The 12,539-nt window shown below is 69.7% G+C and carries 16 protein-coding genes; 5 read left to right on the plus strand and 11 right to left on the minus strand.

Annotated elements, in window-relative coordinates; all coding sequences use genetic code 11:
* Nucleotides 1-19: 19 nt before the first annotated feature.
* The 6 genes from ccsB to hemL form a co-directional block, all read right to left on the minus strand.
* Nucleotides 20-1,087 carry a c-type cytochrome biogenesis protein CcsB gene (ccsB, locus tag IE247_RS26700; RefSeq protein WP_190125848.1) on the minus strand — a complete coding sequence of 356 codons (1,068 nt, stop codon included), beginning with the start codon at nt 1,085-1,087 and terminating at the stop codon, nt 20-22.
* Nucleotides 1,084-2,922: a cytochrome c biogenesis protein ResB gene (gene resB / locus IE247_RS26705; protein WP_190125849.1), complete on the minus strand. Its 1,839-nt coding sequence runs from the start codon at nt 2,920-2,922 to the stop codon at nt 1,084-1,086. Before resB ends, ccsB begins: the two co-directional genes overlap by 4 nt.
* Before the next feature lie 5 nt (nt 2,923-2,927).
* Entirely contained in the window at nt 2,928-3,665 is a 738-nt protein-coding gene (locus IE247_RS26710) for a cytochrome c biogenesis CcdA family protein (RefSeq protein WP_190125850.1), read from the minus strand.
* Nucleotides 3,665-4,273, minus strand: coding sequence for a TlpA family protein disulfide reductase (locus IE247_RS26715; RefSeq protein WP_190125851.1), 609 nt, complete (start codon nt 4,271-4,273; stop codon nt 3,665-3,667). Before IE247_RS26715 ends, IE247_RS26710 begins: the two co-directional genes overlap by 1 nt.
* Nucleotides 4,274-4,437: 164 nt before the next feature.
* A complete protein-coding gene (locus IE247_RS26720; protein ID WP_190125852.1) occupies nt 4,438-5,181 on the minus strand; it encodes a histidine phosphatase family protein in 744 nt (247 codons plus the stop codon).
* A complete protein-coding gene (hemL, locus tag IE247_RS26725) occupies nt 5,178-6,485 on the minus strand; it encodes a glutamate-1-semialdehyde 2,1-aminomutase (RefSeq protein WP_190125853.1) in 1,308 nt (435 codons plus the stop codon). The genes IE247_RS26720 and hemL overlap by 4 nt, the downstream gene beginning before the upstream one ends.
* Nucleotides 6,486-6,759: 274 nt before the next feature.
* Here hemL and IE247_RS26730 point away from each other — a divergent pair, with 274 nt between their 5' ends.
* The 3 genes from IE247_RS26730 to IE247_RS26740 all read left to right on the plus strand — a co-directional run bounded on the left by IE247_RS26730 (nt 6,760) and on the right by IE247_RS26740 (nt 9,066).
* Nucleotides 6,760-7,317 carry a hypothetical protein gene (locus tag IE247_RS26730; protein ID WP_190125854.1) on the plus strand — a complete coding sequence of 186 codons (558 nt, stop codon included), beginning with the start codon at nt 6,760-6,762 and terminating at the stop codon, nt 7,315-7,317.
* 60 nt (nt 7,318-7,377) lie between these two features.
* Nucleotides 7,378-7,902: a GNAT family N-acetyltransferase gene (locus IE247_RS26735; RefSeq protein WP_190125855.1), complete on the plus strand. Its 525-nt coding sequence runs from the start codon at nt 7,378-7,380 to the stop codon at nt 7,900-7,902.
* Between the two features lie 99 nt (nt 7,903-8,001).
* Nucleotides 8,002-9,066 (plus strand): Rieske 2Fe-2S domain-containing protein, encoded by a 1,065-nt coding sequence (locus tag IE247_RS26740; RefSeq protein WP_190125856.1) that lies wholly within the window; start codon nt 8,002-8,004, stop codon nt 9,064-9,066.
* Here IE247_RS26740 and IE247_RS26745 read toward each other — a convergent pair.
* The 5 genes from IE247_RS26745 to IE247_RS26760 all read right to left on the minus strand — a co-directional run bounded on the left by IE247_RS26745 (nt 9,047) and on the right by IE247_RS26760 (nt 11,533).
* Nucleotides 9,047-9,406, minus strand: a complete 360-nt coding sequence (locus IE247_RS26745; protein WP_308433263.1) for a hypothetical protein — start codon at nt 9,404-9,406, stop codon at nt 9,047-9,049. The genes IE247_RS26740 and IE247_RS26745 overlap by 20 nt on opposite strands.
* Complete coding sequence (locus IE247_RS34560) at nt 9,399-9,623, minus strand: hypothetical protein (RefSeq protein WP_229869368.1); 225 nt, start codon at nt 9,621-9,623, stop codon at nt 9,399-9,401. Before IE247_RS34560 ends, IE247_RS26745 begins: the two co-directional genes overlap by 8 nt.
* Nucleotides 9,624-10,129: 506 nt before the next feature.
* Nucleotides 10,130-10,342 (minus strand): DUF397 domain-containing protein, encoded by a 213-nt coding sequence (locus IE247_RS26750; protein WP_190125858.1) that lies wholly within the window; start codon nt 10,340-10,342, stop codon nt 10,130-10,132.
* Nucleotides 10,343-10,490: 148 nt separating this feature from the next.
* Nucleotides 10,491-10,703: a DUF397 domain-containing protein gene (locus IE247_RS26755; RefSeq protein ID WP_190125859.1), complete on the minus strand. Its 213-nt coding sequence runs from the start codon at nt 10,701-10,703 to the stop codon at nt 10,491-10,493.
* Nucleotides 10,703-11,533, minus strand: coding sequence for a helix-turn-helix domain-containing protein (locus IE247_RS26760; protein WP_190125860.1), 831 nt, complete (start codon nt 11,531-11,533; stop codon nt 10,703-10,705). Before IE247_RS26760 ends, IE247_RS26755 begins: the two co-directional genes overlap by 1 nt.
* A gap of 137 nt (nt 11,534-11,670) precedes the next feature.
* On the opposite strand from IE247_RS26760, the gene IE247_RS26765 reads away from it, so the two are divergent.
* Nucleotides 11,671-11,895: a hypothetical protein gene (locus IE247_RS26765; RefSeq protein WP_190125861.1), complete on the plus strand. Its 225-nt coding sequence runs from the start codon at nt 11,671-11,673 to the stop codon at nt 11,893-11,895.
* A gap of 243 nt (nt 11,896-12,138) precedes the next feature.
* Nucleotides 12,139-12,537: a hypothetical protein gene (locus IE247_RS26770; protein WP_190125862.1), complete on the plus strand. Its 399-nt coding sequence runs from the start codon at nt 12,139-12,141 to the stop codon at nt 12,535-12,537.
* Nucleotides 12,538-12,539: the final 2 nt, after the last annotated feature.

The following is a 12,539-nucleotide window of genomic DNA, read 5'->3' on the forward strand; positions in this document are numbered from 1 at the left end:
TCTTCTCACGCTCTGGCCTTTACGCGTACGAGTGCAGCCCGTCCACGAAGATGTTGACGCCGTAGTAGTTGAAGAGCCAGCAGGCGAACGCGATGAGCGCCAGCACGGCCGCCTTGCGGCCCTTCCACCCGGCGGTCGCGCGGGCGTGGAGGTAGCAGGCGTAGGCGACCCAGGTGATGAAGGACCAGACCTCCTTGGGGTCCCAGCCCCAGTAGCGGCCCCAGGCGTCGCCCGCCCAGATCGCGCCCGCGATGATCGTGAACGTCCACAGCGGGAAGATCGCCGCGTTGACGCGGTACGCGAACTTGTCCAGGGACGCGGCCGAGGGCAGCCGCTCCATCACCGAGGTGAGGAAGGCGCCGGGCTTCGCACCGCGCGCGAGCTTGCTCTCGTAGGAGTCGCGGAACAGATAGAGCAGGGTGCCGACCGCGCCGAGGTAGAAGACCGCGCCGCAGAAGATCGCGGTGGAGACGTGGATCCACAGCCAGTAGGAGTCCAGCGCGGGGACGAGCTGGTCACTGGCGGTGTAGAGCCAGGTGGTGGCGATGCCCAGATCGATGAGGACCGTGCCGACGAGCGGCAGGCCCATCCAGCGGACGTTCTTCCCCGCCGTCAGGAACACCAGGTACGCGCCGACCAGCACCGTGGAGAAGGTGATGGAGAACTCGTACATATTGCCCCAGGGGGCGCGCTGCACGGAGAACGCGCGGGCCGCGACGCCGCCCGCCTGGACGGCGAAGGCGACCACGGTGAGCGCGATCGCGATCCGGCCGTACAGATCGCCCTTGACCGTGCCGCCCGCGGCTCCGGGGCCGTCCGGGACGTCCCGGGCGCCGGGCGCGGCGCGGGTCACGACCTTCGGCTTGTCCAGGACGGCGGTGCCGCCCTCCTTGCCGCGGACCTGGACGGTCACGGCGGGGGCAGGGGCGGTGAGCGCGGCGGCGGTACGGCCGACCTTGCTGCGGCTGCCGAAGACCCACTCGGCGATGTGCGCGAGGAAGGCCAGCGTGTAGACGGCCATCGCCGAGTAGATCAGCGTGTTGCTGATCTGGGCGAGGTTCTCGTTGGTTGCGGCGGCGAGATTCACTTCCCAGCCCCTTCGGCGGAAACTTCCACGGAATCGCTTCGATCGTCGTCGGAATCGTTCGGTCGGTCGTCGGGCGCGTCGGGCGCGTCGGGCGCGTCGGGCGGTGAGTCGGACGAGGTGCCCTCGGCCGGGGCGGGCGTCCGCTCGTGGAGCGTCAGCGCCAGCTCAGTCAGCTCCTCCGGCAGCCTCGGCGACTCGCCCCGGCCCAGACCGGCCATCTCCACCACCGTCACGCCGTCGTCACCGCGCACGGCGCGCACCCAGATCCGGCGGCGACGCACGAACAGCGAGCCGACCAGGCCGCCGATGGCGGCGATCGCGCCGCCCAGGGCCCAGCCGTTGCCGGGCGACTGGGAGATCTGGAAGCTGGCCCACTCCTTGACCTCCGGCTCGAAGGTGATGGAGCCCGCGCCGTCGGGGAGCTTCATCGTCTCGCCGGGCAGCAGGCGCTTGGCGAGCTTGTTGCCGTCCTTGTCCTTGAACTGCTTCAGATTGCGGGTTTCGAGCTGGTAGACGTTCTGCGGGAGTCCCGCGTTGACGCCCAGGTCGCCGGTGAAGCCGGTGAGCGCCAGGATCGGGGCGTCCAGACCGGGGAAGGTGGAGAACATGTTGCCCTCACCGTGGCCCGCGAAGGTCGGCACGAAGAAGGCGCTGAAGCCGAGCTGCCGCTTCTTGCCGTTCTTGTCGCGGTAGCCGTCCATGACCTTGATCGCGCCGGTGGAGGTGACATTGGCGTCCCTCGGCAGCAGCGGCACCGCGTCCTGGTAGACGACCTTGCCCCGGCCGTCGCGGACGGTCACGACGGGCGCGTATCCGTGCGCCAGCAGATAGACCTTGGTGCCGTCGACGACCAGCGGCTTATTGACCTCGATCTTGGACTTCTTCTCCTTGCCGCCCGGCTCGGACCAGGTGACGGCCGCCTCGAAGGTGCGCGGGGTGCCGCGCTGCGGCCCGGTGCGCTCGTAGGTGCCGGTGAAGCTGTCCAGCATGAAGGTGAACGGGACCAGGTCGTCGGTGTCGTAGAGCGCGCCGGACCGGAAGTCGTCGTAGTGCGGGAGCACATTGGAGAAGCCGTCGCCCTCGACGATCAGCTTGCCGCCCTCGGACTTGAAGAGCTGCCCGGCGGCGAACGCCACCAGCATCACGATCAGCGAGACATGGAAGACCAGGTTCCCGGCCTCGCGGAGATAGCCCTTCTCGGCGGCGACGGCGGTGCCGACGGTGTGGGCGCGGAACCGGCGGCGCTTGAGCATCGACAGCGCCGCCTCCCGCACCTCCTCGGGCTCGGCGTCGGTGCGCCAGGTGGTGTACGCGGGCATCCGGTTCAGCCGGCCGGGCGCGCCCGGGGGGCGGCTGCGGAGCTGCTCCACGAACTGCCAGGAGCGCGGGACGATGCAGCCGATGAGGGAGACGAACAGCAGTATGTAGATCGCGGAGAACCAGACCGAGCTGTACACGTCGAAGAGCTGGAGCTTCTCGAAGAGCGGCGTCCAGGCCTCGTTCTCCTCCTTCCAGGCGCGCACCTTGAGGTCGTCCACGCTGTTCTGCGGGATGAGGGAGCCCGGGATCGAGCCCAGCGAGAGCAGCAGGAGGAGGATCAGCGCGACCCGCATCGAGGTGAGCTGCCGCCAGAACCAGCGGATCCAGCCGACGATGCCGAGGGTGGGGCCGCCGATGAGGCGGTCCTCGCCGGGGCGGTCCTCGGCCGGGGCGGTGGAGAGCCGGGCGGAGGCCTCGCTGTCGCGGCGCTCCCCGTCCTCGGCCGCCGTGTTCGCGGCTCCGGCCCCGGCCCCGGCTCCGGTCCCTGCGTCTGCGTCTGTCTCTGTCTTGCTCATTGGTTTCAGATCCCCACCGTGAAGCTAGTGGTCCAGCTCTGTGCGTGCTGCATCATGACGTCCCAGATCCCGGTCAGCAGCAGCACCCCGGTCGCGATCATCATGATGCCGCCGACCCTCATCACCCATACGTAGTGGCGCTTGATCCAGCCGAACGCGCCGAGGGCCTTGCGGAAGGCGATGGCGGCGAAGAGGAAGGGCAGACCGAGGCCCAGGCAGTACGCCACGGTCAGTATGGCTCCCCGGCCCGCGCTGCCCTGCTCCAGGGCGAGGAGCTGCACGGCGGAGAGGGTCGGGCCCATGCAGGGGGTCCAGCCGACGCCGAAGAGCGCGCCCAGCAGGGGAGCGCCCGCCAGCCCGGCGACCGGCTTCTTGTGGAAGCGGAACTCGCGCCGGTTGAGCCAGGGCATGCCGCCCATGAAGAAGGCCCCGAGCAGCACCATCAGCACGCCCAGGATCTTGGAGATGGTCTCCTGATTGGCCTGGAGTTCGCTGCCGAAGTGCCCGAAGAGCGCCCCGCCGGAGACGAAGACGGCGGTGAAGCCGAGGACGAAGAGGGAAGCGCCGAGGAGCATCCGGCCGCGCTTGGCCTCGGCCAGATCGGTTCCGGTGATACCGGTGACATAGGAGAGATAGCCCGGCACGAGCGGCAGTATGCAGGGCGAGAAGAAGGAGACGAGCCCGGCCAGCAGTGAGATCGGCAGGGCCAGCGCGAGCGCCCCGCTGAAAACCGTCTCGTTCATCACTTCTCCGCGATCAGCGGGTCGATCATCTTGCGGAGCTGCTTCTCATTGAGAGCCATCAGCGAACGCGCGGCGATCTTTCCCTCGCGGTCGAGAACGACGGTGGAGGGAATGGCCTGGGGGGCCAGGGTTCCCTTGGGGAAACCGTTGACGAGGAGTTTGCCGGCCGGGTCGAAGAGGCTCGGGTAGTCGACGTCGTAATCCTTCTCGAAGGCGAGCGCCGGACCCTTCTGGCGGTCCCGGGTGTTGATGCCGACGAACTCCACGCCCTTGGGCTTCAGCTCGTTCGACACCTTGACGAAATGGGGGGCCTCGACCCGGCAGGGCGGGCACCAGGAGCCCCAGACATTCAGTACGACGATCTTGCCCTTGAGGTCGGCGACATCAAGGTTCTCGCCCTCCAGGGTTTCACCGGAGAGTTCGCCGGTGCTTCTGCGCTCGCCCTGGGCGACGGTGGAGATGCCGCCGGTGTTGGTGACAAAATTGCTGTCGTCGCCACCGCCGGACTTGCCGGTCTCACCGCCGCCGCAGGCGGTGAGCAGAACGAGCCCGCCGGCCACGGTCACGGCGGTCAGCAGGGCAGCACGAGGGGCACGGCTCAGGCTCATGTGAAAAGTTTCGCATGGCGGTTGCGGCGATCTTGAGCGCCCCCCTCGCTGCCCGTATGACCCCCCTTGGGCCTGTTGTCAAGGGGCCTTAAAGAAAGCGTTCCGGCCTGGCGCGCCGGAGAAGGGATCAAAGCCCTTCTCCGGCGGACCCGGCGGGGAGTTCCTCAGGCCCCGAATGCCTTCGACTGGCCCTTCACCGGCTTGGCCCCGGCGAGCAGATGCGGGGGCACCAGATCGCGCGCGGGCTCGGAGTACCCGACCGAGACGAGCCGGTCGCCCGCGTAGGTGAAGGTGGTGAGCGAGGCCAGCGTGCACTGGCGGCGGCGCGGGTCGTGCCAGAGCTTGCGGCGCTCGACGAAGCTCCTGACGATCCAGATCGGCAGCTGATGGCTGACGAGAACGGCCTCGTGGCCCCGGGCGGCGTCCCGCGCGGAGTCCAGCGCGCCCGACATCCGCACGACCTGCTCGATGTACGGCTCGCCCCAGGACGGGCGGAACGGGTTGGTCAGATGCCGCCAGTTCCCCGGCCTGCGCAGCGCGCCGTCGCCGACGCCGAAGGTCTTGCCCTCGAAGACATTGCCCGCCTCGATCAGCCGCTCGTCGGTGCCGAGCGGCAGCCCGTGGCTCTTGGCGACGGGGGCGGCGGTCTCCTGGGCGCGCTCCAGCGGGGAGGCGACGACATGGGTGATGTCCCGGTCCGCGAGATGCTCGGCCACCCGGTCGGCCATCTCCCGGCCGAGGTCGGAGAGGTGGTATCCGGGGCGGCGGCCGTAGAGCACGCCGTCGGGGTTGTGGACCTCTCCGTGCCGCACCACATGGACCACCGTCCGGGTGGTGTCGAGGCCGTTCCCCGTCCCCGTCCCCGTCTCCGTCCCCGTCTCCGTCCCCGTCTCCGTCCCCGTGCTCATGCCGTGGCCTCGGCGGCGGCCCGGGCGGCGGCGGGCAGCGCGGCGGCGATCCGCTCGACCGCCGCGTCGTCGTGGGCCGTGGAGACGAACCAGGACTCGAAGGCGGACGGCGGGAGATAGACGCCGTCGGCGAGCATCGAGTGGAAGAAGGCGTTGAAGCGGTACGCCTCCTGCCGCTTCGCCCCCTCGTAGTCGGTGACGGCGTCGGCGGTGAAGAAGACGGAGAACATATTGCTCGCCCGCTGCACCCGGTGGACCACGCCCGCCTCGGTGAGCGCCTCGGTGACCAGGCCCTGGATCGTGGCGGAGACCGCGTCGACCTTCTTGTACGCCGTGTCGTCCAGCAGCCGGAGCTGCGCCAGTCCGGCGGCGGTGGCGATCGGGTTCCCGGAGAGGGTGCCCGCCTGGTAGACGGGGCCGGCCGGGGCCAGGTGGCCCATCACGTCCGCGCGTCCGCCGAAGGCCGCCGCCGGGAAGCCGCCGCCCATGACCTTGCCGAAGGTCATCAGATCGGGTTCGACGCCGTCGACGCCGTACCAGCCGGCCCGGCTGGTGCGGAAGCCCGTCATCACCTCGTCGGAGATGTAGAGCGCGCCGTGCTCGCGGCAGAGGTCCTTCAGGCCCTGGTTGAAACCGGGCAGCGGGGGGACCACGCCCATGTTGCCGGGCGAGGCCTCGGTGATCACACAGGCGATCTCCCCGGGGTGCGCGGCGAAGGCCCGCCGGACCGCTTCGAGGTCGTTGTACGGCAGGACGACCGTCTCGCCCGCCTGCGCGCCGGTGACCCCAGGGGTGTCGGGCAGCCCGAAGGTCGCCACGCCGGAGCCGGCCGCCGCGAGCAGCGCGTCCACATGGCCGTGGTAGCAGCCGGCGAACTTCACGACCTTGGCGCGGCCGGTGAATCCCCGGGCGAGCCGGATCGCGGACATCGTCGCCTCGGTGCCGCTGGAGACCAGCCGCACCTGCTCGACGGGGGCGACCCGGGCGACGATCTCCTCGGCGAGGGCGACCTCGCCCTCGCCGGGCGTGCCGAAGGAGGTGCCGCGCGAGACGGCCTCCCGCACGGCGTCCAGGACGGCCGGGTGGGAGTGGCCGAGGATCATCGGTCCCCACGAGCAGACGAGGTCGACGTACTCCCGTCCGTCCGCGTCGGTGAGGTACGGGCCGGTGCCGGACACCATGAACCGGGGCGTACCGCCCACGGCCCTGAAGGCCCGCACGGGAGAGTTGACGCCGCCGGGCGTCACGACGGACGCGCGGTCGAAGAGCGCCTGCGAAACTGGGGCTTCGTATGAATACGCCACTTTGGTCCTGATCTGCGATTCGGGGTTCGGGCGGCCGGGGGCGGATGATCTCGGCCACGGGTGAGCGGGGAGCGGGATCTCCTCGTACGACGGAACGACGTCAGCCCCCTCACATCTGCGAAACTGGTGCGACACAGAGAAGGCTCACGGAATCCATGGTGTCAGAGGCCACGGTGTTCCTCGCGGACAGGTGTTTCACCAGGCGTGCGCGGGGGAGGTCACTGTCACGATGATCGGGTTGCGCGGCGGGGGCCGCGAGTGGTCGGGTGGAGATATGTATCGCGGCGGCGGACTGGGCGAGGGCACCGACGACCTGGGTCCCGAGCCTGCCCGGCGGGGCAAGCACCGGCGAGGCGACGCGGACGCGGATGCCATGGGAGGCAGGAACGGCCGCATGGGGGTGACCTACAAATACTTCGGCGCGCCCAATGGGGCGACGGCAGCGCGGGTCCCCATCTCGATGCGTCCGGAAGAACTCGGCGGGGACGAGCTCGGCATGGGCGGCCTCTTCACCAAGATCAAGCCAGAGACCATAGCCGCCATGGTGCTGATGGGAATCCAGGGCATGCCCCTCAGCAAGGTGCCGCCGCTGGAGCTGGTCGTGCTGCATCCGGACTACGCCGTGGTGAAGCTCCCGATGACGGTCGTGGACCCGCTCCGCGACATAGGCGAGGAATCCGTCGGCGCCGCCGCCTTCATCTGGTCCACCGTCCCCGACCGGGGCGGCCCTCGCGACGCCTTCCACGTCTACCGGCTGCTCCACGAGTGGCAGGATTTCAGCCTCCGGCTGCATGAGGCGGGACACCAGCCGTACTGCCTGGTCTGGCCCTGAGCCCTCGCCGTCGGCCGTCGCCCCGGGGCACTGTCAGTGCCGGGTCCTACAGTTCGAGGCATGGTGACCAACGCGGCGGCGGTACGCCTCGAAGGATGGACCGAAGGTGATCTCGCGCTGCTGCGCGCGAGCAACGCGCCCGAGCTGATGGAGCATCTGGGCGGCCCCGAGACCGAGGAGCGCCTCCTCGCCCGCCACCGGCGCTATGTCGCCCTGAGCGCGGACCGCACCGGCCCGGGCCGGGTCTATCGGGTGGTGGCGGACACCGGCGAGGACGCGGGCACGGTGACCTACTGGGAGACCGAGGAGTGGGGCGAGCCCGCCTACGAGATCGGCTGGGGCGTGCTCCCCGCCTTCCAGGGCCGGGGGATCGCCACCGCCGCCGCGCTCGCGGTGATAGCGGAGGCCCGCGCCCGGCAGAGCGGGCGGCGCTATCTGCATGCCTGCCCGAAAGTGTCGAACGAGGCGTCGAACCGGGTGTGCGCCAAGGCCGGGTTCGCTCTGGTGGGCGCGTTCGACACCGAGTATCCGGAGGGCAATCCGATACGGGCGAACCACTGGCGGTTCGATCTGACCGACCCCTGAGCGTCCACCGCTACCCGTTCAGGTGATTCGCGGCATTCCTCGCCGATGCCGGATCTGGGTGGGCAGGCTTCACGGAGCCGCATCCGTGAGGGGGAAATGGTGGGATTTTCACGTGATTACGGGCGCAGGATCACCGAGGGGCCGACTCCGGCGGACAGGGCCGGGGCGCCCGTTCTGCCGTATCCGAGCGGCTGGTCCGCGCTGGCGTTCTCCGGGGAGGTGCGGGCGGGCGCGGTCCTGACGCGACCGCTCGCGGGTGAGGACGTGGTGCTGTACCGGTTGCGGACGGGGGCGGTCCGGGCCGTGCGCCCCTACTGTCCGCACCTGGGCGCGCATCTCGGTCTGGGGCGGATGGAGGGGGACGACCTGGTGTGTCCGTTCCATCTCTTCGCGTTCGGCCCCGACGGCGCGTGTGTACGGACGGGCTACGGCACCCCGCCACCGCCCAGGTCGGAGCTGGAATCGCTGCCGGTGCGCGAGGCCAACGGGGCCGTCTTCGTGTGGCGGCACCACGACGGACGCGCCCCGGACTGGTCGATCCCCGACTGGCATGTGATCGGCCATCTGCCCGCCCGCAGCGCCGTGTGGGAACTGTCGGGGCATGTGCAGGAGGTCATCGAGAACTCGGTGGACGTCGGGCACTTCGCCACGCTCCACGGCTGGAAGAAGGCGGACGTCGGCGGTCCCGTCGCCTACGACGGAGCCGGCTTCCATGTGTCGCTGCGGGCGCATGAGTCGGCGCCGCTGCTGGGGGACTTCACGGTCGAGGTCGAGGTGGACGGATATGGACTGGGGTGTCTGCACGCCGATGTGTACACCTCGCGGGTCGGGCTGCGGATGTGCACGATGGTGATGCCGACCGCGATCGGCCCCAACCGGATGCAGTTCCGGCAGTTGAACCGGCTCACGTTCAGCCAACCGGGACGGCTCCCGGGCCCGCTCGCCCGTGCGGTGAGCCGGACCGCCACCCGGCTGCTGAACCGTGCGATCTTCCGTTCCAGCCGCGAGTTCACCGCCGCCGACTTCCCCATCTGGCACCACAAGCAGTACCGGCAGCCACCCCGCCTCACCCACGGCGACGGACCGATCGGCCCTTTCCGACACTGGGCGCGCCGCTTCTATCCCCCGCCCGAAGTCGCCGACCTCAGCGACCCCCAGCCCTGAGCCCCGACCCGGGAAGCCCGGCTGGCCGTTCCGTGCAGGACGTCGGGGAGGGCGGCGCGGGCACCACGGCGGCGGTCGCCATGCCGTTCGCGGCAAGGTCGAAGTGGTCCAGCACCACACTCCGCACCAGCACACCGGGGAAGTCCTCGAAACGGCCCAGGGTGTCCGCGATGGCGGCGGTGAGGGTTTTGGCCCGGACGACGCAGAGGAACCCTGAGTACCCCGGCCCCTCTTCCAGCCCGATGCCGCCTTCCGCGAAGCGGTCGAGGCCATCCAGGAAGTCCTTCTGCCCGTCGGTGAGCGGGGCGTCCAGCACGAGGTTGAAGTACCAGCTACGCACAGTTCCGGTGCTTTCCTGTGAACTGGTCAATCTTGTTCGCCTCTTCTCCCTGGCTGCTGGGCGTGGAGTACACCGTGACGTTCTTACTGCACGGACAGCAGATCACCCATCCCCACCGGTGGCGATTCTTGTCGTGCGTCACCTTGAGGCCCGCCGCTTCCGCCCTCTTGAGAGCCGCTTCAACGTCCTTCTTCTGGTGCCGGTCCCCGAGTCCCATGCCACCACGTTCTACGGGCAGACGGCTGGACAGACTGCCGAGCAGGAGGCAGATCACTCCAACGAGCGGTCCCCGGCGCTTTGGCTTGCCAGGGCGTACTGGAGCCCAGCGGTGCGCGGCCCGCCTCGGCCTCTTCGCTGCCGTGGTGCTGCTACGGCTTTCCTGCGTGGAGTCGAGTCTCGCCGCCGTCCTGCCCGTACGACCGCATCGGGGCCTGGTGCGCGCCGCCCCTGCTCCCGAAGGCGTGGGTGGACCAGACCGCCGACTGCGGCCGGATCGTCTCCCATCGTGCACGACAGCCGGGGTCGTGTTCACTCCAGTGAGATGGCGGGCATCCCGGGGTGCTGGAGGTGTTGCCCGGCCGCGTCGATGGTGAGGCGGAAGGTTTCCGGGCCGGGGTGGCCCGCCGTCGTGTGGGCGTCGAGCACCCCGCCGGAGGGCGGGGGCTCGGCCGCTACGGAGCCCGGTGGCCCGGGGAAGGGGAGGTGGCGGGGCTTGGGGTGTTTCTACAGCTCGCTGGAGCGGGCGAGGGTGAGCAGGCCGGTGAAGGCGGAGGGGGAGAGCATCAGGGTGGGGCCGGTTGGGTTCTTGCTGTCGCGGATGGGGATGGTGCCGGTGGTGGAGGTGTGGTCGGGGGCCCACTCGACGCACGCACCGCCGTTCACGGTGCTGTAGGAGGACTTGACCCACCGAAGCGGGGAGGAGTCGGTCTTGGCCATCGCGCATTGCCCCTTCGCGGCTTTTCGAGCATGGCAGTGGACAGTTCGCGGTCTGGATACCCGTGCGTCCGCGACTCCATGTGCGACCGAGCCCCACCGTTCCGGAAGATGGGAAACGGCGGGGCTCGGGGTGGTGTTGTACGGGTGACTAGACGGCGCTGGACCGGGCGAGGGTGACCAGACCGGCGAACGCGGAGGGGGAGACCATCAGGGTCGGCCCGGCCGGGTTCTTGCTGTCACGGACCGGGACGGTGCCGGTGGCGGACGCGTAGTCCGGGGCCCACTCGACGCAATCACCACCGTTCGAGGTGCTGTACGAGGACTTGACCCACCGAAGCGGGGAAGAGCTGGTCGTGCTCATTACAGATTGCCCTTTCGTAGCTGTTCGATCATGGCAACTGAGTCCGCCTGAGACATTGCCCCGAGCTGTAGTTGATGGTAGTTCCTCATCAACGGCAGTACGGATGACAGCTCACGGTCCAGATACGTATGCGTCTGCGACTCCACGTAGGACATCAGGGACCGTTCGGGCATCGTCAGAAGAAAGACCATCCGAGTGAAAGGCTTGTCCTCCGCCATGGAGTACGGCGCGATCTGAAGCCCGGTGTGGGGAAGTGCGGCGAACTCGATCAGCCGTGCCAACTGGGCGTCCATGACGTCGGCTCCGCCGATCGGTCGGCGGAGACAGCTCTCGTCCAGCACCGCGAAGATCTGCGGGGCAGGAGTTCGGACGAGCCCCGCTTGCCGCTCTATCAAATAGTCGACCCGCTCAACGGCCTGTTCGGGGGTGATGTCCCCACGCCGCACCGCCCCGGCAGCCATGGCGCTCGCGTACTCGCGCGTCTGAAGGAGACCGGGAATCACTCCCGACTCGAACAGCCTGATCTCCGACGCCCGGCGCTCATGCCCGACATAGTCCGGGAACCCCTGCAACAGTGCCGTTCTCCGCACCGCCAGACTCTGACGTTCGAACTGATCTCCGGTGTCGAAAACCCTATCAACGCTGGACGCGAAACGCTGAGTTGGCGGGCGTCGACCAATTTCCACGGCGGATACGTGCGACCCGGTGCACCCGAGCCTTTCGGCCATTTCCTCCTGGGTCCAGCCGCGCGCATCCCGCATAGTGCGCAGACGCGCGCCGAAAGCCGCCCCGGGCCCGCTCTCGGGGTCCAACTCCCTGCGGTTCGCCATCCCCACTCCCGATTCATCAAGCAATCTGCATCAGTTGAACCCGCTCCGGACGTACGCCACTCTGCCATCACCGAGTAGTCGTCGTACTACAGAGAGGAATATTCGGTGTCTGTCATGAGCGTTTTTCTGGAGGCGGCATGAGCGGCGGGCTCGCGGTGGGGGACATCGCGTACGACGCCGACACCAGGGCGCTGGGGGTCGTGATGGCGGAATGCGCGACGCACTACGCCCTCCGGCCGGTCGATGGCGGCCTGGAGTGGGAGGCGGTGCGGGAGGACGTACGGCCGCCCACGGACGCCGACCGGCTCTCGGCGGCCGTGGCCGAGCGGAACGCCAACAGCCGCAAGCGGACCTGGCAGTGACCCGCCGACACCCGACGGCGGCCCCGGCGGTCCCATAAGACCCCCGCTCCTGCGCGGCAGCGTCCCCCGGCGCTGCGGAAGATCGCGCGGAGCGGCGGACCCCCCGGCCGGGCGATGCGTGCCCGGCCGGGGGAAGGGGGAGCGGGCCCCGTGGCCCGTTCCCCGGCCCCGGCCGTCACCCGGTACCCACGCGGCGGCCGGGGCCATCCCCGTACCCACACCGAACGGACAGGAGACCAGGCAGTGCCACGCCGTACCCCAGCGGAGAAAGCAGCCGCCCGGAACCGCGTCATCGCCGACCGGAACACCGTCATCAACCGCTACGGCCAGGGCGACTCGCTCAGGGCCATCGCCCGGACGTACGACGTCCACGCGCCGTGGCTCGCGGCCCGCCTCACCCGCTGGGGCGTCGAGGTCCGCGCCCACGGCGGACATCCGACCTCCCACACCCACGTACACAGGGACGGCGACACCGGAGCCGTCACCGCCCTCCGCTGTCCCGACCCCCGCTGCGGACGCGTCACCCGCGTGGAGCGCGACCGCCTCGGCGAACACACCGTCCCGGCGAGCGGCACCCGCTGCGCGCTCTCCGAGGCCCAGGTGCAGGACAGGGCGCACACCGCCGCCGGGCCCGCCCGATGACA

This window comes from Streptomyces inusitatus, from assembly GCF_014651115.1.
Classification (GTDB): Bacteria; Actinomycetota; Actinomycetes; order Streptomycetales; family Streptomycetaceae; genus Streptomyces; species Streptomyces amakusaensis.

Bases quoted from the DNA above. Each gene is read 5' to 3' on its own strand.
- resB (WP_190125849.1), bottom strand. From the start codon at position 2,922: ATGAGCAAGACAGAGACAGACGCAGACGCAGGGACCGGAGCCGGGGCC.
- IE247_RS26710 (WP_190125850.1), bottom strand. From the start codon at position 3,665: ATGAACGAGACGGTTTTCAGCGGGGCGCTCGCGCTGGCCCTGCCGATC.
- IE247_RS26715 (WP_190125851.1), bottom strand. From the start codon at position 4,273: ATGAGCCTGAGCCGTGCCCCTCGTGCTGCCCTGCTGACCGCCGTGACC.
- IE247_RS26720 (WP_190125852.1), bottom strand. From the start codon at position 5,181: ATGAGCACGGGGACGGAGACGGGGACGGAGACGGGGACGGAGACGGGG.
- IE247_RS26730 (WP_190125854.1), top strand. From the start codon at position 6,760: ATGTATCGCGGCGGCGGACTGGGCGAGGGCACCGACGACCTGGGTCCC.
- IE247_RS26735 (WP_190125855.1), top strand. From the start codon at position 7,378: ATGGTGACCAACGCGGCGGCGGTACGCCTCGAAGGATGGACCGAAGGT.
- IE247_RS34560 (WP_229869368.1), bottom strand. From the start codon at position 9,623: ATGGGACTCGGGGACCGGCACCAGAAGAAGGACGTTGAAGCGGCTCTC.
- IE247_RS26750 (WP_190125858.1), bottom strand. From the start codon at position 10,342: ATGGCCAAGACCGACTCCTCCCCGCTTCGGTGGGTCAAGTCCTCCTAC.
- IE247_RS26755 (WP_190125859.1), bottom strand. From the start codon at position 10,703: ATGAGCACGACCAGCTCTTCCCCGCTTCGGTGGGTCAAGTCCTCGTAC.
- IE247_RS26760 (WP_190125860.1), bottom strand. From the start codon at position 11,533: ATGGCGAACCGCAGGGAGTTGGACCCCGAGAGCGGGCCCGGGGCGGCT.
- IE247_RS26765 (WP_190125861.1), top strand. From the start codon at position 11,671: ATGAGCGGCGGGCTCGCGGTGGGGGACATCGCGTACGACGCCGACACC.